Source organism: Rathayibacter sp. AY1H3 (assembly GCF_002932015.1).
This window is the reverse complement of sequence record NZ_PSUU01000004.1, coordinates 44,267-69,526: the sequence shown is the minus strand read 5'-3', so window position 1 is coordinate 69,526 and position 25,260 is coordinate 44,267. Positions and strand designations below refer to the sequence as shown.

Sequence of the window (25,260 nt, the reverse complement as noted above, 5' to 3'; positions counted from 1 at the left end):
CGGCCGGGCGGTCAGTTCAGGGGCCGGGTGCCCTCGGGGAGCGATCCGCCGGAGTAGAGGGCGGAGGCCGCGTCCTGGAGCGCCGTCAGGGCGACGCGCTGCGTCCACGGACCGTAGGAGACGCGGGCCAGCCCGAGCTCCTCGAAGCGGGCGGGCGACTGCGATCCGGGGACGCCGATGACGCTGACGCGCTGCCGCCCGAGGGCGGCGACGAGGGACTCCAGCTCGGCGTCCTGGAGCAGCCCGGGGACGAAGAAGCAGGTGGCGCCGGCGTCGAGGTAGGCGCGGCCGCGCTCGACGGCGTCGGCCAGGACCTCGCCGCGGTCGCGGTCGCCGGCGCGGAGGAGCACGTCCGTGCGGGCGTTGAGCGCGAAGGGCACCGCCTCCTCCTCGGCCGCGGCGACGGCCTTCTCGACCGCCCGCAGCGCCTCCGGGAGCGGCTTCGCCTGGTCCTCGAGGTTCGCGCCCACGACGCCGATCCCGATCGCGCGCCGGACCGTCTCGCCCGCGTCGCCGTAGCCCGCCTCGAGGTCGGCCGAGACCGGGACCTCGACGGCGGCGACGATGCGCTCGATCATGCCGAGGTGCAGCTCCAGCGGGATCCGCTCGCCGTCCTCGTAGCCGAACGCCGCCGCGATGGAGTGGCTGGCGGTCGCGAGCGCCCGGGTCTCCGGGAGCGCGGCGATCGTGGTCGCGCTGATCACGTCCCAGACGTTCACCACCTGCAGCAGTTCGGGGGCGGTGTGGAGGTCGACGAGGGTGCGCCCGCGCGCTTCGATGCTCATGGCACGAGCGTAGGGCCCGCGTGCGCGGCGCAGGCCGCCGCATCGCAGTCCGCGCACACGACGAGCTGGGCGCGGCAGGAGAGGTCGGTGCAATTGCGCATCCGGCTGGTCGGCGCGGCGCACGAGGTGCAGCGGCCCAGCACCTCGGCGTCGGGGGAGAAGGAGACGGAGCCGCGGCCGTCGAAGACGTACAGGGCCCCCTTCCACAGACCGCGGTCGCGCCGCGCCTCGGCGTAGCGGACGACGCCTCCGTCGAGCTGGTACACCTCGCCGAAGCCGCGCGCCGTCATCAGGCTCGACAGCACCTCGCAGCGGATGCCGCCGGTGCAGTACGTGACCACGGGCCGGCCCTTGAGGTGGTCGTAGACGCCGGCGTCGAGCTGCTCGACGAACTCGCGGGTGCTGGAGACCCCCGGCACGATCGCCCCCTCGAACCTGCCGATCTCGGCTTCGAAGGCGTTGCGGCCGTCGAAGAGCACCACGTCGTCGCGCTCGGCGACGAGGGCGTCCAGCTGGTCCGGGTCGAGCCGCGGAGCCGTCCCGACGACCCCGTCGGCGTCGACCCGCAGCTCGTCGGGCGCGCCGAACGAGACGATCTCGTCGCGCACCTTCACCGAGAGACCGGGGAAGTCGAGGCTGCGGCCGTCGTCGTCGAGGCCGGAGCCGTCGCTCCACTTCACCTCGAGTCCGTGGAATGCCGAGTGCTCACGGGTGCGGCGGACGTAGCGCTTCAGGGCGTCCATCCCGCCGCCCAGCGTGCCGTTCACCCCGTGCTCCGAGATCAGCAGGCGCCCGCGCAGGCCCAGCGACTCGCACAGCTCGCGCTGCCACAGCCGCACGGACTCGGGGTCGGCCAGCGGCACGAAGCGGTAGAACAGCAGGATCTTCGGCAGCACCGGCACATCCTACGAGGACGTCCGGACCGGGGCGCGGCGTGTGGCAGCATCGTCGGGTGCCCGACGCCTCCGCCCCCGTGCCGCACTCCCGCCTCGAGGACGTCTTCGGTCTCGTCACCGGTGCGTTCGTCGTGTCGCTCGGCCTCTACCTGCTGCGCGCGAGCCAGGCGGTCACGGGCGGCACCGCGGGTCTCGCACTGCTGCTGGGGTACCCGCTCGACATCCCGTTCGGCGTGATCCTCGTCACGGTCAACGTGCCGTTCCTCGCCCTCTCGCTGTGGAAGAAGGGCTGGCGCTTCACGCTGCGGACCATGTTCTCGATCGTGCTGGTCTCGGTCCTGGCGGGCCTGCACCCGCTGGCGTTCGGCGAGCTGCGGATCGAGCCCGTCTACGGCGTCCTCACGGGCGACGTGCTCGCGGGGATCGGCCTCCTGATCCTCTTCCGGCACGGGTCGAGCCTGGGCGGATTCAGCATCGTCGCCCTGATCGCGCAGGAGCGGCTCGGCTGGCGGGCGGGCTACGTGATGATGGCGCTCGACGCGTGCGTGGTCGCGGCCGCGCTGCTGGTGGTGCCTCCGCTGAACGTGCTGATCTCGGCGGCGGGAGTGGTGGTGCTCAACCTGGTCCTGGCGTTCAACCACCGGCCCGGGCGCTATCTCGGGTCCTGACCCCCTCCGCAAGCCCTTCGGCGCGCACCGCCGGGTTCCTAGGCTGAGGGCGCGGGCCCCCGCCCGCCCTTCCCGAACGGAGAAACCGGATGTCCGACTGGACCTACGACCCCTACGCCCGCCTCGGCGAGGTGCCGACCTTCGCGCTCGAGAGCGACGACATCGCCGACGGTGCGCCCCTGTCCGCCCGCCACTACGGCGAGGGCTCCGGCGGCGAGGACGTCTCGCCGCACCTGCGCTGGTCGGGAGCCCCCGCCGAGACGAAGAGCTTCGCCGTGACGGTGTTCGACCCCGACGCGCCCACCGGCTCCGGCTTCTGGCACTGGGCCGTCTACAACCTCCCGGCCGACACCACGGAGCTCCCGACGGGAGCCGGAGCCGCCGGCTTCGGGCTGCTCCCGGCGGGCGCGCAGACGCTGCCCAACGAGATGCGGCTGCGCCAGTTCGTCGGAGCGGCGCCGCCGGACCGCGAGCACCGCTACTTCTTCGTGGTGCACGCCCTCGATGTCGAGTCGCTCGACCTCGACCCGGAGTCGACGCCGGCGATCCTCGGCTTCAACGCGCACTTCCACACCCTAGCGCGGGCGCAGATCGTCGCCACGGCGACGCCGGACGGCGCGAAGGACTGACCGCTCCGCGGGGAGCGCGCGCTACCCGAAGAGGGTGCGCGCCTCCTCGTAGCGGGCGTCCGGCACCGTCTTGAGGGTGCCGAGCGCCTCGGCGAAGGCCACGTGGTAGATGTCGGTGCCGCGCAGGGCGACCATGCGGCCCCAGTGCTCGGCGACGACGGAGTCGATGGCGGCCATGCCCAGGCGGGTCGCGAGGACGCGGTCGAACGCGGTGGGCGTGCCTCCGCGCTGGATGTGGCCGAGCGTGGTGGCGCGGGTCTCGATGCCGGTGCGCTCCTCGATGAGCGGAGCCAGCAGCTCGCCGATGCCGCCGAGGCGGGGCCGGCCGAAGGCGTCGAGGCCGCGCTCGGAGTGGGCGTCGTCCATCGTGTCGAGCGAGAAGCCCTCGGCGACCACGACGAGCGGTGCGCGCCCGCGGTCCTGCGCGCTCTGCACCCACTCGACGATCTGGTCGAGGGAGGTGCGCTTCTCCGGGATGAGGATGACGTGGGCGCCCGCGGCCATGCCGGAGTGCAGGGCGATCCAGCCGACGTGGCGGCCCATGACCTCGGCGACCATGCAGCGGCCGTGCGAGTCGCCGGTGGTGCGGAGGCGGTCCATCGCGTCGGTCGCGATGCCGACGGCCGTGTCGAAGCCGAAGGTGTAGTCGGTGGCGCCGAGGTCGTTGTCGATGGTCTTCGGGACGCCGACGATCTTGAGGCCCGCGTCCGTGAGGCGCTTGGCCGCGGCCAGGGTGCCCTCGCCGCCGATCGCGATGATCGAGTCGATGCCGTTGCGGTCCATCATCTCGGCGATCTTCTCGGGGCCGCCGTTCTCGCCCTCGAAGGGGTTCGTCCGGCTGGTGCCGATGATCGTGCCGCCCTGCTTGGCGATGCCCTGGATCTCGGGGCGGCCCAGGGGCAGGAGGTCGCCGTCGACCACTCCGCGCCAGCCGTTCCGGAAGCCCACGAACTCCTGGTCGTAGACCTTGATGCCCTTGTAGACGGCACCGCGGATGACGGCGTTGAGGCCGGGGCAGTCGCCACCGGAGGTCAGGATCCCGATCTTCACCCGCTCAGGTTAGAGGACCCGGTGAACGGATGTGCACGCGGACGACGACGGGCCCCTCCTCGCCGCCTCGAGGAAGGGCCCGTCGTCGTGCTCTGTGCTGGTGGGACTAGGTCGTGACGAGCTCGCCGTTGACGCCGCGGGGGAAGAATCCGCCGGTGCGCGTGCCGGCCGCGGGGTTCAGGTACACGATGTTGAGGACCTGGCCCGGGGTGCGGCTGAACGCGATGGAGCTGCCGTCGGTCGGGACGATGTTCGCCTGGCCGTTGACCTTGACGCCCTGGTCGAGGTCGGTCTTGCCGTCGAGGCTGTCGCGCGCGTCGGAGAGCTTGTTCGCCGAGTCGGACAGGTCGGCGGCGTAGATCGCCGAGCGGATCGCGCCCGCGTGGTACGCCTCCACCGCGAGGATGCCGGCGGCCGCGTCGAGGTAGGTCTTCGACTGGATGAGCGGGGCGGCGCCCTTGTAGGCGGTCACTCCCACGTCCTCGAAGACGAAGGCGCCGAGCAGGAAGTTCGACTCGCTCGCGAACGGGTCGAACGACTGACCGGCCTTGATCAGCCCCGCCGCAACGGCGGCGGAGTTGAAGCTGTCCTTCAGGTTGATCGCCGGGCGGGCCACCTTCGCGGTGCCCAGCGCGGCCCGCAGGAACTGCACGTGGGCCTTCTCGTCGTTCGCGACCTCGGTGGCGAAGCTCTTCAGCCACGGGGTCTTGAAGTCGACGGGGCGGCCGCCGATGACGCCGCCGGGCGTGCCCTTGCCGGTCACGTCCGAGCCGCCGAGGCCGGTGCCGTAGACGGCGCGGAGGTAGAACTCGGCCTCGAGGTACTCGAGGTTGAGGGCGAAGTTGAGGATCGAGGCGTCGCTGGGGCCGCTGGCAGCGACCTCCTCGGCGGAGGCGGTGGGCGCGGCGAGGGCCGCGGCTCCGATGCCGAGGCCGGCGACGCCGGTGGCCTCGAAGAAGCGGCGACGGTCGAGAGCGGTCTCAGAGCTCTTGACGATCGCGTTGCGGATGAAGGTCGTGTCGAACATGTGCGCATCTCCAGTGATAGGCGGGTGCCGGGCGGCTGGAGCGCCGCCGCGACAGCGCGAAGCTACGCCAGGGATCGACCTGCTGACCAGTGGAAACGGGCGATCGGATCCGCGCATGTGTTCACGCCGTCTGAACCAATCCGCCGGGCGTGTCGCTCCGAACACGTCGTGGATGGGGGTTCTGTGGAGGAGCGTCCGATCCGGTGTCGGAGCCGCCGGTTACCATCACTGCGTGTCGATCCCCGCCCCTGCTCCGGAGCCCGCCTGGGCGACGGTCTACGCGCCGGCGGAGCCGGTGAGCCTCGCGCTCACCCTCCGCACGCTGCTGCGGGGCTCGGGCGACCCGACCATGCTCCTCGACGCGTCCGGCTTCTGGCGGGCGTTCCGCACGCCGCTCGGCCCGGGCACCCTGCATCTGCGGCAGGCGGTGGACGGCGCGGTCCACGCGCGCGCCTGGGGCGGGGGAGCGGAGTGGCTGATCGACGCGGTCCCCGAGCTCCTCGGCCACGGCGACGACTGGAGCGGGCTCGACCTGTCGGCCCACGCGCCGCTCGCCGAGGTGCTCCGCCGCTCGTCGGGCCTGCGCCTCACGCGCGCGAACCTGGTGTTCGAGATGCTCGCGCCGTCGGTCCTCGAGCAGAAGGTCACGAGCACGGAGGCGTGGCGCGCCTACCGGGTGCTGGTGCGCCTCCACGGGGAGCCCGCCCCGGGGCCGGTCGCTCTGCACGTGGCTCCGAGCGCGCAGCAGTGGCGACGGGTGCCCTCGTGGGACTGGCACCGCGCGGGAGTGGATCCGCGGCGCTCGCGGACCGTCCTCACCGCCGCGCTCGTCGCCTCCGGCCTCGAGCGGACCCTCGCGCTCGGGCGGGGCGGCGACGAGGTCGCCCGCCGGCTGCAGTCGGTGCCGGGGATCGGGCCGTGGACGGCGTCCGAGGTGATGATGCGCGCCCACGGAGATCCGGACGCGGTCAGCGTGGGCGACTACCACCTGGCCGCGGCCGTCGGCTTCGCGCTCACGGGCCGGCTCGGGGTCGACGACGACGGCATGCTCGAGCTCCTCGAGCCGTGGCGCGGGCACCGGCAGCGTGTCATCCGGCTGATCGGCTGCAGCGGAGCGAGGAAGCCGCGGCACGGCCCGCGGATGACCATCCAGGACCACCGCCGGCACTGATCCGCTCCTCCACAGGGGCGGCTCGCGGGCGAGTCGGCGCGACCACCGCGTCACGCCGCGTCCGGGCGGCGGGTCGGGCTTAGCCTCGGAGGATGCAGCAGTCGACGACCCCAGGTGTGCCCGGCAGCGACCCGGAGCGCGAGCCCGACGACGCGGCCGTGCGGAGCGGGGTCGACGCGACGATCGGTGGTCGGACGCCGGAGGGCGGCACGGGGTCGGACGACGAGGTCGAGGCCGGTGAGGCGCGCGACTCCGTGAGCGGGGCCGAGGTCGTGCCGGCGCCGGAGTCCGCGTCCGAGGACGTGACCGAGCCTCAGGACGACCAGGAGTCCGACGCTGAGGACGTGGCCGAGCCTCAGGACGAGCAGGAGTCCGACGCTGAGGACGAGGACCTGCGCGAGCCCGGTGTTCAGGACGAGGACGAGGTCGTGCGCGACGCTCAGGACGAGGCCGTGAGCGAGCCCGATGCAGAGGACGAGGTCGTGCGCGACGCTGAGGACGAGGTCCTGCGCGGGCCCGACGCCGCGTCGGAGTCGGAGCTCGCCGCGCCCGCCGCCGCCGAGCCCGAGGTCGACGACCGCCCGATGATCGAGCGCGTCGAGTCCCTGGTCCGCCGCTGGATCGCGCGCAGCGGCGAGTTCCCGGTCGAGCCCGCCGCCCAGCGGCTCGCGGGCGTGCTCCAGGACCCGAACGGACTCGACTTCACCGTCGGGTTCGTCGACGGCGTCGCCCGGCCCGAGGACCTCTCGGTCGCGGCCGAGAACCTCGCGGCGCTCACCGCGAAGACGCCCGCCTTCCTCCCCTCCTACCTGCGCGCCGCGATCAGCACCGGCGGCGCCGTCGGCCCCGTGCTGCCCTGGGTGGTCGTGCCCGCGGCCCGCCGGGTCCTCCGCCGCCTCGTCGGGCACCTCGTGGTCGACGCCTCGGAGGCGCGTCTCGGTGCGGCCGTCGCCGCGCTGCGCGAGGGCGGCGACCGGCTCAACCTCAACCTCCTCGGCGAGGCCGTGCTCGGCGAGCGCGAGGCCCGCCGCCGCCTCGAGGGGACCCTCCGCCTGCTCGAGCGGCCGGACGTCGACTACGTCAGCGTCAAGGTCTCGAGCGTCGTCAGCCAGCTGTCGATGTGGGCCTTCGAGGAGGAGGTCGACCGCGTCGTGGAGCGTCTCACCCCGCTCTACCAGGCCGCCGCGTCCGGAGCCGACCCCACCTTCATCAACCTCGACATGGAGGAGTACCGCGACCTCGACCTGACGGTCGCCGTGTTCCGGCGCCTCCTCGAGCAGCCGGGCATGCTCGACCTCGAGGCGGGCATCGTCCTGCAGGCCTACCTGCCCGACTCCGTCCGCGTGCTCGACGAGCTGACCGGGTGGGCGCAGGAGCGCCGGGCCCGCGGCGGAGCCCCGATCAAGGTGCGCGTCGTGAAGGGCGCGAACCTCGCGATGGAGCGGGTCGACGCGGCCCTGCACGACTGGCCGCTCGCGACGGTCGGCAGCAAGGTGGAGGCCGACACGAACTACAAGCGCCTGCTCGACCGGGCACTGCGGCCGGAGCGCGTCGACGCGGTGCGCGTGGGCGTCGCCGGGCACAACCTCTTCGACCTCGCCTGGGCGTGGCTCACGGCGACCGAGCGCGGGGTGACCGGCGCGGTCGAGATCGAGATGCTGCTCGGGATGGCGACCGGGCAGGCGCGCGCCGTCCGCGAGGACGTGGGACGCCTCCTCCTCTACACGCCCGTCGTGCACCCGCACGAGTTCGACGTGGCCATCTCGTACCTCATCCGCCGGCTCGAGGAGAACAGCAGCCCCGAGAACTTCCTCTCGGCCGCGTTCCGCCTCGACGACGAGGAGGTGCTGCAGCGGGAGCTCGGCCGCTTCCGCGCCTCGCTCGAGGCCCTCGACGACTCCGTCCCGCCGCCGAACCGCACGCAGGACCGCCTGCGGGAGTGGTCCTCCGGCTCCGGCCGCCGCCTCGTGCAGGAGCACGCCCGCGCCGGCGAGCGGGCGCAGGACCCGGCCGCCGCGGGCCTGACGCAGGCCGTCCTCGGCCTCAGCCGCGGCTCCGGTGCCGCCGCCGCGACCGCGGGCTTCCACAACGAGCCCGACACCGACCCCGCCCTCCCCGGCAACCGCCGCTGGGCGCGCCTGATCACCGAGCGCATCGCCGGCTCGACCATCGGAGCGGGCACGGCCGACGCCGCGCGCGTGAGCACCGAGGCGGAGCTCCAGGAGGTGCTGCGCGCGGTGTCCCGCCGCGCGGAGCGCTGGGGCGAGCGCCTGGGCTACGACCGAGCGGCCGTGCTCGACCGCGCCGGCCTCGTCCTCGCCGCGAACCGCGACCGCCTGATCGAGGTGATGGCCTCCGAGACCGGCAAGACGATCGCCGAGGCCGACCCCGAGGTCTCCGAGGCCATCGACTTCGCCCACTACTACGCCACCCGCGCCCGCGAGCTCGACGCCGTCACCGGGGCCACCTTCGTCCCCGCGCGGGTCACCGTCGTCGCTCCGCCGTGGAACTTCCCGGTCGCCATCCCGGCCGGATCGATCCTCGCGGCGCTCGCCGCCGGCTCCGGAGTCGTGGTGAAGCCGGCGCCCCAGGCCCGCCGCTCGGCGGCTGTGCTCGTCGAGGCGCTCTGGGACGCGGGCGTCCCGCAGGAGCTCCTCGCCCTGGTCGACCTCGACGAGGAGGAGCTGGGACGGGCGCTGATCACCGACCCCCTCGTGGACCGCGTGCTGCTCACCGGCTCCTACGAGACCGCCCGCCTCTTCCGCTCCTGGCGGCCCGGCCTCGCACTGCAGGCCGAGACCAGCGGCAAGAACGCGATCATCGTCACTCCCCACGCCGACTACGACCTCGCCGTCGCCGACATCGTCCGCAGCGCCTTCGGGCACGCCGGCCAGAAGTGCTCCGCCGCCTCCCTGGTGATCCTGGTCGGCTCGGTCGCCCGCTCCAAGCGCTTCCGCGCCCAGCTGGTCGACGCCGTCACGTCGCTCCGCGTCGGCCGGCCCGACGACCCGTCGGCGGTGATGGGGCCGCTCATCGAGGAGCCCACCGGCAAGCTCCTGCACGCGCTCACCACGCTGGGCGGAGGCGAGTCGTGGCTCGTCGAGCCGCAGCGGCTCGACGAGAGCGGCACGCTCTGGTCGCCCGGGATCCGCGAGGGCGTCACCGAGGACAGCTACGTCCACCTCACCGAGTTCTTCGGCCCGGTGCTCGGGATCATGCACGCGGCGACCCTCGAGGACGCCGTCCGGATGCAGAACGGCACCGAGTACGGGCTCACGGCCGGGCTCCACTCCCTGCACGCCGACGAGCTCGCCCTCTGGATCGACTCGGTCGAGGCGGGCAACCTCTACGTCAACCGGGGCATCACCGGAGCCATCGTCCGGCGCCAGCCCTTCGGCGGCTGGAAGCGCTCGTCCGTCGGCGGCGGCGCGAAGGCGGGCGGACCCAACCACCTCATCGGCCTCGGCTCCTGGAAGCCCTCGCCCGCGCGCTCCTCCTCGACGCTGCACCTGCGCGGCCTCGACGACCGCGCGCGCCAGTTCATCGAGGCGGCCCAGTCCTCGCTCCGGTTCGAGCAGTTCGACCTGCTCCGCCGCTCCGCCCTCTCCGACCAGCTCGCCTGGGCGACCGAGTTCGGCGTCGTCACCGACATCTCGAAGGTCGGCGTCGAGCGGAACCTGTTCCGCTACCTCCGCGTGCCGATCGCGCTGCGCCTGGCCGACGGCGGCGACCTCGGAGAGCTCCTCCGCGTCATCGCCGCGGGCCTGCTGACCCGCTCCCGGATGGACATCTCCACGTCCCTCCCGCTCCCGCCGCGGGTCCAGGAGATGCTCGGCGGCGACGAGCTCGCCGAGATGGCGGGCCTCGTCCCGCGCATCGTCGTCGAGACCGACGCCCAGTGGCTCGAGCGCGCCGCGGCCGGCCGCATCACGGCGCCGCGCATCCGCATCATCGGCGACATCGTCTCCGACCGCGTCGACGGCTATGCGGGCCCGCAGGCCCCCGGCAGCCCGACGCACGGACAGCAGGCCGTCGTCCGCCGATCGTCCGACTCGACCGGCTCCTTCACCGACGTCGTCGCCGGCATGACCCGCGGCAGCACGGGAACTCCGGTCCCGCTCACCCGCGCCGACGGATCCCGCGTCCCCCTCGCGACCGCCCTCGCCGAAGCCCTCGGCGGCGCCCTCGACACCGCCGTCTACGCCGACCCGGTCACCCCCGCCGGCCGCGTCGAACTGCTGCCCTTCCTCCGCGAGCAGGCGATCTCGATCACGAACCACCGCTTCGGCAACCCGATCGATCTGAGCGACGACGTGCTGTGAGTTGGATTCCACGCCCGTCCCTGACGGGCGTGGCGCGGTCGGCTTCGCGACGGGGTGCGTTCTGTGGAGCGGGGTGCGTACGGCTGCAGCGATCCGCTGGTATGCGGATCGCTGGTTCGCCTCGGGGGCGGTGCTTGCGGGGATGGTGTGGATCGAGTGTGGCGCGGTCGGCTTCGCGACGGGGTGGGTTCTGCAGGGCGGTGTGCGTTCGGCTGCAGCGATCCGCTGGTACGCGGATCGCTGGTTCGCCTCGGGGGCAGTGCTTGCGGGGATGGTGTGGATCGAGTGTGGCGCGGTCGGCTTCTCGACGGGGTGCGTTCTGCAGGGCGGGGTGCGTTCGGCTGCAGCGATCCGCTGGTACGCGGATCGCTGGTTCGCCTCGTGGGCGGTGCTCGCGGGGATGGTGTGGATCGAGTGTGGCGCGGTCGGCTTCGCGACGGGGTGCGTTCTGAGGAGCGGGGTGCGTACGGCTGCAGCGATCCGCTGGTATGCGGATCGCTGGTTCGCCTCGGGGGTGGTGCTCGCGACTGGTTCGGAACGCGGGTCGCGAGGGCCGACGGAGGGACTTACTTGTCGCGGCAAGTAGTGGGTAGGGTGGGGGGATGAGTGCGCCCGAGACACGCTGGCTGACGCCCGATCAGCTCGACGCCTGGCTGCGCTTCATCGCGGTCGTGGAACTGCTGCCGGGCGCCCTCGACACGCAGCTGCAGCGCGACGCGGGACTCACGCACTTCGAGTACCTGACGCTGGCGATGCTGTCCGAGGCGCCCGACCGCGCCCTCCGGATGACCACGCTCGCCGCCCGCACCAACGCGACCCTGCCCCGGCTCTCGCACGTGGTGACCCGCCTCGTCGCCCGCGGCTACCTCGAGCGCCGCCCCTGCGCCTCCGACGGCCGCGCCACGAACGCGGTGCTCACCGACGCCGGCCTCCAGAAGATCGTCGACACGGCGCCCGGTCACGTCGCGACCGTGCTGGCCGACGTCATCGATCCGCTCGACGCCAACCAGATCCCGCAGCTGGCCGACATCATGTCGCGCATGCTCGCCCGGCTCGACCCCGAGGGCAGGATGACGGTCGACGCCGTGCGCTCCTCGCTCGGAGACCCCGACACCCGCTCCTGCTGAGCGCGCCGACCCCTCACTCCCGGGGCGGACCGGCCTCGGCCGCGGCCGGATCCGTGTACAGGGACTCCCGGACGTGGCCGTCAGGGTCCTCGAGGCCGCGCGCCCGCATGGAGCCGAGGTCCTGCACCGCGACCGGCTCGGCGCCGCCGGAGGCCGGCCCGTTCCCGACCTCCTCCCGACTGCCGACGCTCACCGCGAAGAGGCCCTGCACCTGGGAGCGCGCGTCGACGATCTCCTTCGACCTGGAGGTCGAGAAGGAGGGGTGCGGGAGGAGCATCGCGGACACGTGCTCGGAGGCGACGGAGCAGGCGGCGTCGCCGCTGAACAGAGGATTCAGGGCTGAAAAGGAGATCCAGGGTCCGGCCGAGCGCCGGGGAGAACGCCCTCGAGCGCTCCGGATCCGTGAACGGAAGGTCGACGAGGATCGAGTCGACGGCCCTCCGCGTCCGTACGGCGATCGGCCGCGCGACACGCGGGAGTCCGTGCCATCATCGCCTCGTGCAGTTCACCGCGACGCTCTTCCAGATCGGCAACAACACCGGCATCGAGGTGCCGCCCGAGGTCCTCGAGGCACTCGGCGGCGGCAAGCGTCCCGCCGTCGCGGTGACGGTGAACGGCTACCGCTTCACCAGCACGGTCGGAGCGATGGGCGGACGCGCGCTCATCCCGTTCTCGGCCGAGAAGCGCCGCGAGACGCAGCTCGCCGGCGGTGACGCGATCGACGTCGTGATCGAGCTCGACACCGCGCCGCGCGAGGTCGTCGTGCCGGAGGACCTGGCGTCCGCGCTGGCCTCGGCGGGCGCTGCGGAGCGCTTCGCCGCGCTCTCGCCCAGCGCGCGGAAGGCCCACGTCACGTCTGTCGAGGGCGCGAAGGCCGCCGAGACGAGGGCGCGCCGCGTCGCCTCGATCGTCGCGGCGCTCGCCGGCTGACGGGCGCGCCACGGTCCGTGACGCGACCTCCCCGCCGGATAGGCTGCCTCCGGCGCCCCACGGCGGAGCGCCCTGGAAGCGGAGTCGGGGGACTTGATGGGTGCGGTTCGGCGTTGGGTGTTCCCGATCGTATGGATGGTCATCATCGGAGCGGCGAGCATCGCCCTGGTGAAGATCGCGTTCTTCCCGGACGGCGCGGCCGAGGCCGATCCGACGCAGCCGACCGGTGAGATCACCGAGCCGACCGTCACGGTCGCCCGCGGCACGGTCACCAACGACCTCACCCTCCAGGGCACCGTCGCCGCCGACCCCGCCGTGCCGCTGAAGGCGACGGCGGCCGGAACGGTCGACGACGTCTACGTGCAGCAGGGCGCGGCCGTCGCGTCGGGCGATCTCATCTACGACATCCGCGTCGAGACTCCGCGCGACCCGGTCGAGACGACCGGCCCGGACGGCGCCGTCACCCTCACCCAGCAGGAGCCCTCCGTGCGCTTCGAGCGGGTCTACGCCGCGACCGGCGGCACCCTCAGCGCCCTCGGCGTCATCCACGACCAGGCCGTCACGGTCGGCGAGGTGACCGGACAGGTCGCGCCGCCGAGCTACGCCGTCACCGGCACGATCGACGCGCAGCAGCTCTACCGCATCCAGAACCGGCCGACGGAGGCGCAGGTCGCGATCACCGGCGGGCCCGCGGGCTTCACCTGCACCGACCTCACCATCAGCACCCCTCTCGCCGGAGCCGGCGAGGGCGGCACGACCGGCGGCGCGACGGACGGCGGCGGCGGGACCTCCACCGGCGGCTCCGGCACGAGCTTCACCTGCCAGGTGCCGACGGAGGTCACCGTGTTCCCCGGGCTCGCCGCCTCGGTGACGCTCGCGGGAGGCAAGGCGGAGGACGTCCTCGTCGTGCCGACCACCGCGGTCGAGGGCGCCGCCCAGTCCGGCGTCGTGTTCCGCCGGGCGGACGACGGCAGCACCGAGGAGGTCCCGGTGACGCTGGGACTCACCGACGGCAGCTCCGTCGAGATCACCGGCGGAGTGGAGGAGGGCGCCGAGCTCCTGCAGTTCGTGCCGGGCGCGGAGGAGGCTGCTCCCGACGTCCAGCTGGGCGGCGACTGCATCGCGCAGCCCGACGGCTCGGTCTTCTGCTCGTGACGATCCTCCGGCTCGAGGGGATCCGCAAGGTCGTCCCGCTGCCCGACGCACCGCCGCTGACGATCCTCGACGGCGTCGATCTCGAGGTGGGCGAGGGCGACCACGTCTCGGTCGTGGGGCGCAGCGGCTCCGGCAAGTCGACGCTGCTCAACATCCTCGGACTCATCGACGAGCCCACCGAGGGGCGGATGCTGCTCGAGGGCGCTCCCACCGAGACCCTGTCCTCGCGGGCCCGCGCGCGCATCCGCGGCGGCAGCATCGGCTTCATCTTCCAGCAGTTCAACCTGCTGGAGGGGCGGACCGCCCGCGAGAACGTGATGACGCCGCTGCTCTACGCGACCGGATCGGAGTTCTGGCGCCGCCGCGACCTCGCGGCCGAGATGCTGGAGCGGGTCGGCCTCGGGCACCGCGTGGACTCGATGCCCGGGCGCATGTCCGGCGGCGAGCAGCAGCGGATCGCGATCGCCCGCGCCCTGGTGCGCCGACCGCGGCTGATCCTCGCCGACGAGCCGACGGGCGCCCTCGACACCGACACCGGCGAGAGCGTGATGGGCCTGCTCGACGAGATCGCCCGCGAGTCCGGCTCCGCGCTGGTCACCATCACCCACGACCCGGCCATCGCGGCGCGGGCCGAGCGCCACTACCGGCTCGACCACGGCCGCCTGGGCTCGACCGCGGATGCGGGCCCCGTCGCCGAGGGGGTGGTCCTCTGATGCGCGCGCTCGTCGGGATCGCCGGCGCGATCGTCGAGGCGTGGACCGAGCTGCGGATCCACCGCGGCCGCGTGCTGCTCTCGCTGATCGGAGTCGCGGTGGCCGTCGCCGCCCTGACCGCGGTCGTCGCCGCCGGTGGCATCGCCCGCCAGGCCAGCATCGAGCAGGCCGAGCGCTCCAGCGGGCGCCCGGCGAGCCTCTTCCTCTCCGCCTACCCCTCCGGTACCGGCACCTCCGAGGTGGATGCCGACGCACTCCAGGCCGCGTGGACCGGTGCGCTCGAGCGCTACTCCATCACCTACGCGAGCCGCTCGACCTACGGCAGCGCGCGCGTCCAGTTCGCCGACGGCGCCGTCGACGTCGCGGTGCAGGCGGTCGACCAGCCCTTCGCCGAGATGCACCGGCTGAAGATCGTGGACGGCTCCTGGTTCACCGCCCGCGACTCCCAGCGCCTCGCTCCCGCCCTCGTCGTCAACGAGCGCTTCTGGGAGCGGATCGGGAGCCCGGATCTGCGCACCCACCCGGTGGTCACCCTGCTCGGCTCCGAGCGCGACGTCACGGGCGTGGTGGTCGGCGTGACTCCCTCCTCGCAGTTCGAGACGGATCCGTCGATGATGATGCTCGCGGACGCCTACCCGGCGGTCGCCCGCGACGCCGACCCGCAGTACGGCGGGCAGGGCGTGCCGAACTACGAGATGTGGGTGCCGCTCGACCTGGCCGAGCCCCTCGCCGCGGCGGTGGAGCGCGACGTGGCCGGCGCCCTGGGATCCGACTTCGAGGTGTCGGTCGACCGGCAGGACTACCTGGTCTACGACTCCGACCCCTTCGGCGTGCTGACCTGGGTGATCGGCGGCGTGGCGGGCCTGGTGCTGGCGCTCGGCGCGCTCGGACTGCTCAACATCGCCCTGGTCACCGTCCGGCAGCGGATCCGCGAGATCGGCATCCGGCGCAGCTTCGGCGCCTCCTCCGGCCGCATCTTCTTCTCGATCATGATGGAGAGCGTCGTGGCGACCGTCGTCGCGGGAGTGGTCGGCGTGACGGTCGCGGTCATCCTCGTCACCAACCCGTGGACGGTGGCCTTCGTGCAGGACAACGGGATCGCCGACATCCCGCCTTTCCCGGCCGAGGCGGCGCTGCTCGGGCTCGGGGCGGCGACCCTCGTCGGCGCGCTCGCGGGCCTGGTGCCGGCGATCGTCGCCGTGCGGGTGAAGGTGATCGACGCGATCCGCTACTGAGGCCCGCCGAGGGTGACGACGAGCTCGTCGCCCTCGAGCACGGCGCGTGCGTCGGAGTAGTGCGCGATCCGGGGCAGACCCCGGGTGCTCGCGCTCTCGTGGCTTCCGACGACGATCACGCGCATGCCGGCGTCCAGACCCGCCCGGATGCCGGCCTCGGCGTCCTCGAACACCAGCGCGTCCTCGGGGGAGACGCCGAGCAGGGCCGCGGCGGCGAGGTAGCCGTCGGGAGCAGGCTTGCCGTTCGCGACGTCGTGCGCGGTGACGACGGTGTCGGGGGAGGGGACGCCCGCCGCAGCCAGACGTGCGGCCGCCAGCGCCGGGCTCGCGGACGTGACCAGGGCGACGCGCTCGCGGGGGAGTGAGGCGAGGAACGCCGTCGCGCCGGGGATCTCGACGGTGCCCTCGGTGTGCTCGAGCTCGTACGCGTCGAGCTCCGCGACGATCGCGTCGACGTCGCTGCCGGCCGGAGCGAAGCGGCGGACGCTGTCGGCGGCGCGGACACCGTGAACGGCGCCGAGCACCGCGTCGTGGTCGAGAGCGAAGCGCTCGGCGAAGGCACCCCAGATGGTCTCCACGACGGCCGTCGAGTCGACGAGCGTCCCGTCCATGTCGAAGAGGGCGGCGCGGGCTCGGAGGAGGTGGGGCATGCGTCCATCCTGGCGGTCGGCGGCCTCCGGCGCCTGCCGGTGCGGACAGCGCTCGGACAGCGCGCGATCAGCCCGCCCTCAGGCCACGCATCGTGTCGCGGCGCTACGGTGGTCCGAGATCGCGGGCAGACGCCCGGAGGGGAGTGGAGGACGCCATGACGGACGACAACGGAACCGGCACGGACCAGGGCGCGAGCACGGGCGGCGAGGCCTCCGGACCCCGCGCCGGGTGGTACCCGGACCCGGCGGGCTCGTCCCGTCAGCGCTGGTGGGACGGGACCGGCTGGACGGAGTCGCTCCGCGACGCGCCGGCGGCCACTCCCACCGCCCCGGCCGGGAGCGGGTCGGCGCAGGCCGCCGCGACTCCCGTTCCGCCGACCGCACCGACTCCGCCCGCGCCGCCCGCCGAGCGTCCCGCCTACGGGGAGACGTCGAGCGGAGCGGCGACGAGCTACGGACAGTCGGCCTCGGGTCGGTATCCGCAGCAGCCGTCGTCCGCCGACCCGCAGCAGAGCTACGGGCAGCAGGGCTACGGCCAGCAGGGCGCCGGGCAGCAGCCGCAGCCGCAGCAGCCCTCCGGCCAGCAGCAGCCGCAGCAGGGCTACGGCCAGCAGGCTCCCCAGCAGTACGGCCAGCAGGGGTACGGCCAGCAGCCCTACGGCCAGCAGCCGCAGCAGCCCTACAACCAGCAGCAGCCGCAGTACCCGGCCTACTCCGCGGCTCCCGGAGCACCCGTGCAGCAGCGCGACACGAGCATCGTCACGTCCACCCCGTGGATCTGGGTGGTGGTCCTCCTGCCGCTGCTCTCGGCGCTGTCGATCTTCCTCCTCCCGCCGAGCGCGATCGTCGACTCGTCGATGGCCTCGACCTACGGGCCGAGCTCCTCGATGGGGATGTCGACCGCCTACCTCGTCGGCCTCGGCGTGCTCCAGGTCGTCGGCTTCCTGATCTACGCGGCGGAGGTCGTCTTCGCCTTCCTCGACTGGCGCCAGCTGAAGCGAGCCGGCCTGCAGCGTCCGTTCCACTGGGCGTGGGCCTTCCTCGCCGCTCCCTACGTCTACGTGATCGGCCGCAGCGTGGTCGTGAAGCGCGTGACCGGCGGCGGACTCCTCCCGCTCTGGGTCTTCCTCGGCGTCGTGGTCGTGTCGTTCCTCATCGCGATCGGCTGGACGGTGTCGCTCTTCTCCCAGATGACGCAGGCCTTCGCTCCCGCGGGCTTCTGAACCCGTGCGCGCCGCCGATCTCGTCCTGACCGGCGGCGCCGTCTTCACCGCCGACGCCGTGCGCTCCCGAGCGCACGGCGTCGCTGTCGTCGGAGGGCGGATCGTCGCGGTCGGCGCCGACGCCTCCGACCTGATCGGGCCGCGCACCGAGGTGGTCGACCTCGAGGGCCGGATGCTCGTCCCCGGCCTCCAGGACGCCCACGTGCACCCGGTCTGGGGCGGTGCCGCGCTGCTGCGCTGCTGGCTCGGAGCGGGAGGGTCGCCCGCCGAGCACCTGGCGACGGTCGCCGAGTACGCGGCTCGGGAGAGCGGAGCGGAGTGGATCCTCGGCGGCGGCTGGAACCTGCCCGACTTCCCCGGAGGCACTCCGACCGCCCGCGAGCTCGACACGGTCGTCCCTGACCGGCCCGCCTTCCTCACCAACGCCGACGGGCACGGTGCCTGGGTCAACTCCGCCGCACTGCGCCTCGCGGGGATCGACCGCACGACGCCGGACCCCGCCGACGGCCGCATCGAGCGCCTGGCCGACGGCACCCCCTCCGGCACCCTGCACGAGGGGGCGATGGACGCGGTCCGCCGCCACCTCCCGCCCGCGAGCGCGGACGAGCTCCACCGCGCGCTGCTCCTCGGGCAGGAGACCCTGCACTCGTTCGGAGTGACGGCGTGGCAGGACGCGATCATCGGCTCCTACGGCGATGTGGGCGACCCCGGTCCGGTGTACCGCCGCGCGGCGCTGAGCGGCGAGCTGACCGGGCGCGTCCGCGGTGCGCTGTGGTGGGACCGGGGCCGCGGCGTCGAGCAGATCCCGGAGCTCGTCGAGCGGCGCGCGGCGCTCGCCGCCGACCGCTTCGCTCCGACGACCGTCAAGATCATGCAGGACGGGGTCGCCGAGAACTTCACGGCGGCGATGCTCGAGCCCTACCTCGACGGGCACGGCGGCCACGGTCACGGCGACGGCCTCTCGATGGTCGACCCGCGCCTCCTGAACGAGGCCGTGCCGCTCCTGGACGCGGCCGGGTTCCAGGTGCACTTCCACGCGATCGGCGATCGCGCCGTGCGCGAGTGCCTGGACGCGGTCGACCGGACGATCGAGGCGAACGGGCGCCGCGGCAACCGCCACCACCTCGCGCACCTGCAGGTCGTGCATCCGGACGACCTGCCGCGCTTCCGTGCGCTCGACGTCGCGGCGAACCTGCAGATGCTGTGGGCCTCGGCGGAGCCGCAGATGGTGGAGCTGACGCTGCCGTTCCTCGGTGAGCGGCGCGGCTCGTGGCAGTACCCGTTCGGCGATCTGCTCCGCTCGGGCGCGGTGCTCGCGTCGGGGAGCGACTGGCCGGTGTCGACGCCCGACCCGCTCGCCGCGATCCACGTCGCGGTGAACCGGCTCTCGGCGCCGTCCGAGCGCGAGCCGGGGTGGAGCGAGGAGGTGTTCCTCCCGGAGCAGCGCCTCGACCTCGCCACCGCCCTCTCCGCCTCCACGGCCGGCTCGGCGTGGGTGAACGGCCTGGAGGGCGAGTCGGGCTCGATCGCCGTGGGACTCGCGGCGGACTTCGCCCTGCTGGACCGGGACCCCTTCGCCGGCGACCCCGGGGCGATCGGGGACACCCGGGTGCTGGGCACCTGGATCGGCGGAGAGCGCGTCCACACCGCAGCGGACGCGCCCACCTGATCCGGGTCGTTCAGGAGGCGGCGCTCAGCAGGTGATCGCGCCGCCGATGATCCCCGCGAGCAGCCCGCCGGTCGCGGAGGCGATCGCGCCGGGACCGGAGATCGCACCGATCACCCCGCCGGTCGCGGCACCGCTGACGCCGCTTCCGGCGACGCAGTGGCCCCACTCGGGCGAGCTCCAGTCGCTGTTCAGGTGCAGGCCGCGCACCGCGGAGCGGGACGCCGAGTCCGGGGCGAAGTGGAAGGTGAGCGTGTCGGAGTCGTCGATCGACCAGTGGCCCGACACGGTGCGGCCGCGTCCGACGTCGATCCTCTCCGGGAGTGCGTCGGACGTCTCGGCGCCGTCCGTGAAGCCGACCCCGCCGCCCGCCAGCTCGACGATCCGCGTGCCGTCGGTGACGTCGAAGGTCACCGTCGACGCCGATCCGCCCCGTGCCTCGAGGTGCACCCGGCTGCTCGTCTCCTGCCTCGCCGGCTCGGCGTGCGCGGCCTGCGCTGTGAACAGCGGCACCGCCAGCAGAGCGGCCGCCGCCGCGACCAGTGCCGTGCTCGTCCTCTGTCGTTCCATCGTCGTTCCCTCCCTCGGATTCCAATCCAGGAGGGAGGGCTCAGCGCCGCCGGTCGACGAGGGCGAGGACGACGGACGCCACCGCTGCCGCGACGGCGGCGGTGACCACGACGTCCCACGGATCCTCGGCGCCCACCGCGGTCGCGACGAGGTGCCCGGCCAGGACGCCGACGAACAGTGCCGGCAGCATCAGCCAGATGCGCCGTCTCCGTCGTGCCGCCGTACCGGCCTGTTCCCTGTCGCTCATGCTCGCCCTCCTGGATTCACCATACAGGTATGGAGTACCAGGCGGTCGCGACGCGCGTCGAGGAGGTGGCGCGATCCGTCAGGCCTCGCTGCGCTGGATGAGGCGGGAGAGGACGATCGCGGAGCGCGTGTGGTCGACGTTGGGCGCGATGCGGACCTTCTCGAGGGCGAGCTCAAGGCTGGGGATGTCGCGCGAGCGGATGTGGACGATCGCGTCGGCGGAGCCGGTGACCGTGCCCGCGTCGACGACCTCGGGGACCGCGGAGAGGATGCGGCGGAGCTCGTCCGGAGCGACGGTGCCGCGGCAGAAGAGCTCGACGTAGGCCTCGGTGGCCATGCCGTCGACCGCGGGGTCGACCTTGATCGTGAAGCCGCGGATCACGCCGTCGGCCACGAGGCGGTCGACGCGGCGCTTCACCGCGGAGGCGGAGAGCCCGACCACGCCGCCGATGTCGCCGTAGCCCGCGCGGGAGTTCTGGCGCAGCAGATCGAGGATCTTCCGATCGATGTTGTCCATGCTCCGAGGATAGGCGCGGCCGGAGCGGCGCCTGGACGGCAGCAGAGTGCCACTGGAGATTCGAGACGCCCGGCTATATAGTTGCTCTCGGTCAATAGTTGATCGCAGTCAACTAGAACCGCCGCCGTGCTGAAGAGGAGCCCATGTCACACCCCGAACACCGCGCCGCATCGCGCGGAACCACCGCGCCGCACGCCCCCGCCGGGCCGGACGGCGCCATGTCGCACCGCCAGGTGCTCGAATCGCTCAGCGGCCTGCTGCTGGGCATGTTCGTCTCGATCCTCGCGGGCACGGTCGTGTCGACCTCGCTGCCCCGGATCATCTCCGACCTCAAGGGCGACCAGAACGCCTACACCTGGGTCGTCACCGCGACCCTGCTCGCGACCACGGTCTCCACGCCGCTCTGGGGCAAGTTCGCCGACCTGTTCAACCGCAAGCTGCTGATCCAGCTCGCCCTCGGCCTGTTCGTCATCGGCTCCGCTCTGGCCGGCTTCTCGCAGGACACGAACATGCTGATCGTCTTCCGCGTGTTCCAGGGCCTGGGCGCCGGCGGACTCGCCGCGCTGAGCCAGATCATCATGGCCGACATCATCAGCCCCCGTGAGCGCGGCAAGTACGCCGGCCTCTTCGGCGGCGTGATGGCGATCGGCACCGTCGGCGGCCCGCTCCTGGGCGGCGTCGTGACCGACGCGTTCGGCTGGCGCTGGAACTTCTTCATCGCGATGCCCGTCGCGATCGTCGCGATCGTCCTCCTCCAGATGACCCTCCGCCTCCCCGCGCACCCCACGCGGAAGGTGCGGATCGACTACCTCGGCGCCGTGCTCATCGCGGGCGGCGTCTCGCTCCTGCTGATCTGGGTCTCCCTCGCCGGCAAGAACTTCGACTGGGCCTCGTGGGAGACCGCGGTCATGGTCGGCGGCGCCGTCGTGCTGCTGATCGCCGCCGTGATCACCGAGCTCACCGTGGCCGAGCCGATCATCCCGATGGGGATGTTCAAGAACCGCACCTTCAGCCTCGCCGTCGTGGCGAGCATCTCGGTCGGCGTCTCGATGTTCGGCGTCGCCGTCTTCCTCGCGCAGTACATGCAGCTGGCCCGCGGAGCCACGCCGACCCAGTCGGGCCTGCTCACCATCCCGATGATGGCCGGCCTGCTGATCGCCTCGACGATCTTCGGCGGGATCATCTCGCGCACCGGCAAGTGGAAGGCGATCATGATCAGCGGCGGCGTGCTCGCCGTGATCGGAACCTCCCTCCTCAGCACCCTCCGCTACGACACGGACCTGGTCCTCGTCGGGATCTACATGGCCGTCCTCGGCGCCGGCCTGGGCATGCTGATGCAGAACCTCGTCCTGGTGGTGCAGAACTCGATCGAGGTGAAGAACCTCGGCGTCGCGACCAGCGCGGTCACGTTCTTCCGCAGCCTCGGCGGCACCGTCGGAGTCTCGGTCCTGGGCTCGATGCTCGGCACCGTGATCGCCGACCGCATCAAGACCGGCATCGCGGGGCTCGCTCCCGCCGACCAGGCTCTCGCCGCGCAGGCGCTGGGCAGCGGCACGATCCCGCAGCCGGCCACCCTGCCCGACGCCGTGCGCGTCGTGGTCGAGAGCGCCTACGGGATCGGCGTCGGCGACGTGTTCCTCTACAGCATCCCGCTCGCCGTGGTCACGCTGATCGCCGTCGTCCTCCTGCCCAACGTCAGCCTCGGCTCGAAGAACGCGGTGCAGCTCAAGGCGGAGCCGACCACTCCGCTGCAGGCCGCGGAGGACGCCCTCATCGCCGCCTCGGACGGCCAGGCGGCGCTCCGCCCCGTCGGCCAGGCCCGGCGGACGGACGACGCGACGCACGCCCGGGAGGGTCGCGAGGCCACTCCCGTCGGACACGGCCGCCACGCCGACGAGGAGCGGCAGGAGGAGCCGGTCGGGCACGCCCGGCACGCTGCTCCCACCGGCTCCGTCGACGTGATCGAGCGCTCCTGATGCCCGCCGCCGCGCCCTCGGCCGAGGCGCTGCACGAGGTCGAGGAGCAGATCACCGTGCTCGCCGTCCAGGTGCGCCTCGCCGTCCGGGACGCGGCGGCGTCGATCGACCCGGCGCTGCCGCCCTTCGGACTGCGGCTGCTGCGGATCCTCGAGCGCTGCGGTCCGGTCCACTCCGGCGCCGCGGCGGAGCGGCTCGGGGTCGACCGCAGCGCGATCAGCCGCCAGGCCCGCCAGCTCGCCGAGCTGGGCCTGGTCGAGATGACCTCCGATCCCGCCGACGGCCGAGCGCGGTTCCTCTCGCTCAGCGCGGCCGGATGCGAGCGGATGCGCGACCTCGGCGGCCGTCAGCGGCAGCGGATGCAGGAGGCGCTGAGCGCCTGGCCCGAGGAGGACCTGCGTGCGTTCGCGGGATACCTGGAGCGGCTGACCGCGGCGGAGTGAGCCGCGTGATCTGAACAAGTGGCGCGGACCGATGCGGTCCGCGCCACTTCTGCGTGCCGCCGGACGCGGCGCGGGCGCGCTGACCGCGCGCCGTCTCGCGCCACCCGGTGCCGACGCCGTCGTGGTCGTTCTACATTTCCTGAGATGTTCTCACTCAGGAGGCGATGACCCTGTTCTCTTTCGACCATGCAGCAGCGGCGGAGCTGGTCCGTGCCTCGGACGAGGCGGCGGAGGCGCTCGCCTCCCAGGAGCTGCTGAGGTCCGTCGCTGCCGAGTACGCACTGGGCGAGTTCCGCGGCGCGTACGCCGAGCTGTTCCGCCGGGTCCGCCTCTGCGACAGGGAGAACCGCGGTCGGCTGAGCGCCGAGCTGCACGAGCTCGCCGACACGGTGCGGCTCGTGGCGAGGAAGGCCGAGGAGGAGCGTCGGCGCCGGGAGGAGTACGCGGCCTGGGAGCGGCGGGCGGACGAGCGCGAGCAGCAGCGCCGCCTCGATCCGATCGCGGCCCTCGCGGCGGGAGTCGACGAGGTCGTCGACCGGCCGCCGTCCGATCGGCCGGTCGTGCCTCCGCCGATCCGTGCGCTGTTCTCCCCCCGGTCGGTGCCCCGCACGTCCCCGGGCGGCTCCGCCTCGGGAGGCACGACCTCCGCCGACCCCGAGCGTCTCGACGTGTTCGTCTCGCAGACCCGGCAGGCGGACGACGCGATGCGCTCCCGGCTCCAGGATCTGATGGCCGCCTGGGGAGCCTTCGGCAACCGCTGCTCGTGGGCGCCGGTCGAGTCCTTCTCGGTGCTCCAGGGCTTCCGCGAGCTGCTGTCGATCGGTGCGGCCGACGCGACCTGGGTCGAGCAGATCTCCCTGGCCTTCACCGCCGCCGGGGGAGCGGCGCTCTCCGTTCCCGTCCTCGACGCCGTCGGCACCCTGGCGCGGCCCCGGGGCGGCCGGAGCCTGCTCGACTCCCTCGCGGCGCTCTCGTCCGACGATCTCGCGACACTCCTCGCCGCGTCGCCCGATCTCGCGGCCCGCCTCGGGCGACTGGCTCCGACCCTCGTGAACGACTGGTGGCGGAGCCTCGACTCCACGGACGGCGCGCGCTTCTCGCCGCAGCAGGAGGCGCTGGTCGCCGGTCTGCCCGGGGTGATCGGAAATCTGGAGGGTGTTCCCTACCGCGCCCGGGTGAGGGCGAACGAGAGGGCGCTGAGGGCGCGGATCGTGGCGCTGAGGAGCGAGGCGGCGGGCCTGCGCGGGAAGGCGGGCGACGGGGAGCGACTCGCGGCGGTGGAGTCGCAGCTGGTGGCGCTGAGGGACGTGCGGGCATCGCTCCGGCGCGGTCTCGGTCAGGACCCGCGCTTCCTCATCTCCCTGACCGCCGACGAGCCTCCGCTCGCCGCCGTCTCGATCGGCGATCCCGACACCGCCACGAACGTCACCTACGCCGTCCCCGGGATGGGACAGACGACGGAGAGCATGACCCGATGGACGAAGGCGTCGCAGAATCTGCAGTCGCTCCTCCCGCCCGGCAGCGCCGTCGTCTCCTGGATCGGCTACGAGACCCCGCCGATGGCGCGGCTCGGCGGGAACGGCATGGACGTCCTCACCTCGAACCAGGCGGTCGCCGGCGGCGCCGCACTCGCCTCTGCTGTCCAGGGACTCTCCGCGGTCCGGGGCGACGACCTGCCGAAGCCGAACGTCGTCGCCCACTCCTACGGCAGCACCGTCATGGCCGTCGCCGCCTCGCGCTCGGACGTCGAGCTCGGGGTCGTCGTGACGCTGGGCTCGGCCGGCCTCCCGGACAGCGTCGACGAGGCGAGCGACCTGCACGCGGAATCCGTCTTCGCGGGGCAGGCGCGGGACAAGTACCTCGGCGAGACCGAGAGCGGCGACGAGGCCGCGTGGATGGGCCGCGCCTTCAGCTGGAACCACCACACGGATCCCGCTGACGAGGACTTCGGCGCGCGCGTCTTCGGTGTGGAGACCGGAGGCGACGCCGGGAGGATCGTGACGGATCACGCTGCGCTGAAGAGCGACGACGGCGATCTCGCGGGGTATCTCGACACGAACACCGAGTCCCTGCAGAACGCGGCGTGGGCCGTCTCCCGGCGACTCGACCTGCTGACCGAGAACCGGCCGCTCGGACCGACCGCCTTCCAGAAGGCGGTCGTGGGAGCCTCCCATGGCGGGTAGAGGCTCTCCTCAGCGGACGGGCGTCGCGCTGACCGTCGCCGCTCTGCTCGTGATGTCGATGACCGCTTGTGCAACGGA

The 25,260-nt window shown here is 73.1% G+C and carries 24 protein-coding genes; 15 read left to right on the top strand and 9 right to left on the bottom strand.

Annotated features, from left to right (window positions below):
- Positions 1–11 precede the first annotated feature (11 nt).
- The gene (locus tag C5C33_RS03235) at positions 12–785 is read right to left on the bottom strand and encodes an isocitrate lyase/phosphoenolpyruvate mutase family protein (RefSeq protein ID WP_104260410.1); all 774 of its coding nucleotides are present in this window, start codon (positions 783–785) and stop codon (positions 12–14) included.
- The gene (locus C5C33_RS03230; protein WP_104222869.1) at positions 782–1,681 is read right to left on the bottom strand and encodes a rhodanese-related sulfurtransferase; all 900 of its coding nucleotides are present in this window, start codon (positions 1,679–1,681) and stop codon (positions 782–784) included. Before C5C33_RS03230 ends, C5C33_RS03235 begins: the two co-directional genes overlap by 4 nt.
- A gap of 56 nt (positions 1,682–1,737) precedes the next feature.
- Here C5C33_RS03230 and C5C33_RS03225 point away from each other — a divergent pair, with 56 nt between their 5' ends.
- Both C5C33_RS03225 and C5C33_RS03220 read left to right on the top strand, forming a co-directional pair.
- Positions 1,738–2,349, top strand: a complete 612-nt coding sequence (locus C5C33_RS03225) for a YitT family protein (protein WP_244230588.1) — start codon at positions 1,738–1,740, stop codon at positions 2,347–2,349.
- Positions 2,350–2,438: 89 nt separating this feature from the next.
- Positions 2,439–2,978 (top strand): YbhB/YbcL family Raf kinase inhibitor-like protein, encoded by a 540-nt coding sequence (locus C5C33_RS03220; RefSeq protein ID WP_104260409.1) that lies wholly within the window; start codon positions 2,439–2,441, stop codon positions 2,976–2,978.
- A gap of 21 nt (positions 2,979–2,999) precedes the next feature.
- Here C5C33_RS03220 and C5C33_RS03215 read toward each other — a convergent pair whose 3' ends face one another.
- Positions 3,000–4,028, bottom strand: coding sequence for a 6-phosphofructokinase (locus tag C5C33_RS03215; RefSeq protein ID WP_104246916.1), 1,029 nt, complete (start codon positions 4,026–4,028; stop codon positions 3,000–3,002).
- A 106-nt stretch (positions 4,029–4,134) separates the two neighbouring features.
- Positions 4,135–5,055: a ferritin-like domain-containing protein gene (locus C5C33_RS03210; protein ID WP_104222865.1), complete on the bottom strand. Its 921-nt coding sequence runs from the start codon at positions 5,053–5,055 to the stop codon at positions 4,135–4,137.
- A 232-nt stretch (positions 5,056–5,287) separates the two neighbouring features.
- Between C5C33_RS03210 and C5C33_RS03205 the strand changes: the two genes are divergently transcribed.
- The 4 genes from C5C33_RS03205 (at position 5,288) to C5C33_RS03185 (ending at position 11,675) form a co-directional block, all read left to right on the top strand.
- Complete coding sequence (locus tag C5C33_RS03205; RefSeq protein WP_258063215.1) at positions 5,288–6,226, top strand: DNA-3-methyladenine glycosylase; 939 nt, start codon at positions 5,288–5,290, stop codon at positions 6,224–6,226.
- Positions 6,227–6,810: 584 nt separating this feature from the next.
- Positions 6,811–10,548, top strand: coding sequence for a proline dehydrogenase family protein (locus C5C33_RS03195; RefSeq protein ID WP_104260431.1), 3,738 nt, complete (start codon positions 6,811–6,813; stop codon positions 10,546–10,548).
- A gap of 142 nt (positions 10,549–10,690) precedes the next feature.
- The gene (locus C5C33_RS03190; RefSeq protein WP_146085742.1) at positions 10,691–11,134 is read left to right on the top strand and encodes a hypothetical protein; all 444 of its coding nucleotides are present in this window, start codon (positions 10,691–10,693) and stop codon (positions 11,132–11,134) included.
- A gap of 16 nt (positions 11,135–11,150) precedes the next feature.
- Positions 11,151–11,675, top strand: coding sequence for a MarR family winged helix-turn-helix transcriptional regulator (locus C5C33_RS03185; protein ID WP_104260407.1), 525 nt, complete (start codon positions 11,151–11,153; stop codon positions 11,673–11,675).
- A 13-nt stretch (positions 11,676–11,688) separates the two neighbouring features.
- Here the strand turns inward: C5C33_RS03185 and C5C33_RS03180 are convergent, their stop codons facing one another.
- The gene (locus C5C33_RS03180; RefSeq protein WP_219814883.1) at positions 11,689–11,961 is read right to left on the bottom strand and encodes a VOC family protein; all 273 of its coding nucleotides are present in this window, start codon (positions 11,959–11,961) and stop codon (positions 11,689–11,691) included.
- 212 nt (positions 11,962–12,173) lie between these two features.
- Here C5C33_RS03180 and C5C33_RS03175 point away from each other — a divergent pair, with 212 nt between their 5' ends.
- The 4 genes from C5C33_RS03175 (at position 12,174) to C5C33_RS03160 (ending at position 15,708) form a co-directional block, all read left to right on the top strand.
- Positions 12,174–12,605 carry a YdeI/OmpD-associated family protein gene (locus C5C33_RS03175; protein WP_104246913.1) on the top strand — a complete coding sequence of 144 codons (432 nt, stop codon included), beginning with the start codon at positions 12,174–12,176 and terminating at the stop codon, positions 12,603–12,605.
- Between the two features lie 135 nt (positions 12,606–12,740).
- Positions 12,741–13,760 carry an efflux RND transporter periplasmic adaptor subunit gene (locus C5C33_RS03170; RefSeq protein WP_104260406.1) on the top strand — a complete coding sequence of 340 codons (1,020 nt, stop codon included), beginning with the start codon at positions 12,741–12,743 and terminating at the stop codon, positions 13,758–13,760.
- Complete coding sequence (locus C5C33_RS03165; protein ID WP_104233102.1) at positions 13,757–14,473, top strand: ABC transporter ATP-binding protein; 717 nt, start codon at positions 13,757–13,759, stop codon at positions 14,471–14,473. The genes C5C33_RS03170 and C5C33_RS03165 overlap by 4 nt, the downstream gene beginning before the upstream one ends.
- Entirely contained in the window at positions 14,473–15,708 is a 1,236-nt protein-coding gene (locus tag C5C33_RS03160) for an ABC transporter permease (protein ID WP_104260405.1), read from the top strand. The genes C5C33_RS03165 and C5C33_RS03160 overlap by 1 nt, the downstream gene beginning before the upstream one ends.
- Here C5C33_RS03160 and C5C33_RS03155 read toward each other — a convergent pair.
- A complete protein-coding gene (locus C5C33_RS03155) occupies positions 15,702–16,358 on the bottom strand; it encodes an HAD-IA family hydrolase (protein ID WP_104237636.1) in 657 nt (218 codons plus the stop codon). The genes C5C33_RS03160 and C5C33_RS03155 overlap by 7 nt on opposite strands.
- Positions 16,359–16,513: 155 nt before the next feature.
- Between C5C33_RS03155 and C5C33_RS03150 the strand changes: the two genes are divergently transcribed.
- Positions 16,514–17,581, top strand: a complete 1,068-nt coding sequence (locus tag C5C33_RS03150) for a DUF2510 domain-containing protein (RefSeq protein WP_146085741.1) — start codon at positions 16,514–16,516, stop codon at positions 17,579–17,581.
- A 4-nt stretch (positions 17,582–17,585) separates the two neighbouring features.
- Positions 17,586–19,250 carry an amidohydrolase gene (locus tag C5C33_RS03145; protein WP_104260403.1) on the top strand — a complete coding sequence of 555 codons (1,665 nt, stop codon included), beginning with the start codon at positions 17,586–17,588 and terminating at the stop codon, positions 19,248–19,250.
- A 24-nt stretch (positions 19,251–19,274) separates the two neighbouring features.
- Here the strand turns inward: C5C33_RS03145 and C5C33_RS03140 are convergent, their stop codons facing one another.
- The 3 genes from C5C33_RS03140 to C5C33_RS03135 all read right to left on the bottom strand — a co-directional run bounded on the left by C5C33_RS03140 (position 19,275) and on the right by C5C33_RS03135 (position 20,580).
- On the bottom strand, positions 19,275–19,817 hold the full coding sequence (locus C5C33_RS03140; RefSeq protein ID WP_104249888.1) for a hypothetical protein: 543 nt from the start codon (positions 19,815–19,817) through the stop codon (positions 19,275–19,277).
- A gap of 40 nt (positions 19,818–19,857) precedes the next feature.
- On the bottom strand, positions 19,858–20,064 hold the full coding sequence (locus tag C5C33_RS18170; protein WP_146076614.1) for a hypothetical protein: 207 nt from the start codon (positions 20,062–20,064) through the stop codon (positions 19,858–19,860).
- Between the two features lie 78 nt (positions 20,065–20,142).
- Complete coding sequence (locus C5C33_RS03135; RefSeq protein ID WP_104222855.1) at positions 20,143–20,580, bottom strand: Lrp/AsnC family transcriptional regulator; 438 nt, start codon at positions 20,578–20,580, stop codon at positions 20,143–20,145.
- 218 nt (positions 20,581–20,798) lie between these two features.
- Here C5C33_RS03135 and C5C33_RS03130 point away from each other — a divergent pair, with 218 nt between their 5' ends.
- The 3 genes from C5C33_RS03130 (at position 20,799) to C5C33_RS03120 (ending at position 25,182) form a co-directional block, all read left to right on the top strand.
- On the top strand, positions 20,799–22,556 hold the full coding sequence (locus tag C5C33_RS03130) for an MDR family MFS transporter (protein ID WP_104260402.1): 1,758 nt from the start codon (positions 20,799–20,801) through the stop codon (positions 22,554–22,556).
- A complete protein-coding gene (locus C5C33_RS03125) occupies positions 22,556–22,999 on the top strand; it encodes a MarR family winged helix-turn-helix transcriptional regulator (RefSeq protein ID WP_104222853.1) in 444 nt (147 codons plus the stop codon). Before C5C33_RS03130 ends, C5C33_RS03125 begins: the two co-directional genes overlap by 1 nt.
- A 164-nt stretch (positions 23,000–23,163) precedes the next feature.
- Positions 23,164–25,182 carry an alpha/beta hydrolase gene (locus C5C33_RS03120; RefSeq protein ID WP_104260401.1) on the top strand — a complete coding sequence of 673 codons (2,019 nt, stop codon included), beginning with the start codon at positions 23,164–23,166 and terminating at the stop codon, positions 25,180–25,182.
- The last annotated feature ends 78 nt before the right edge of the window (positions 25,183–25,260 follow it).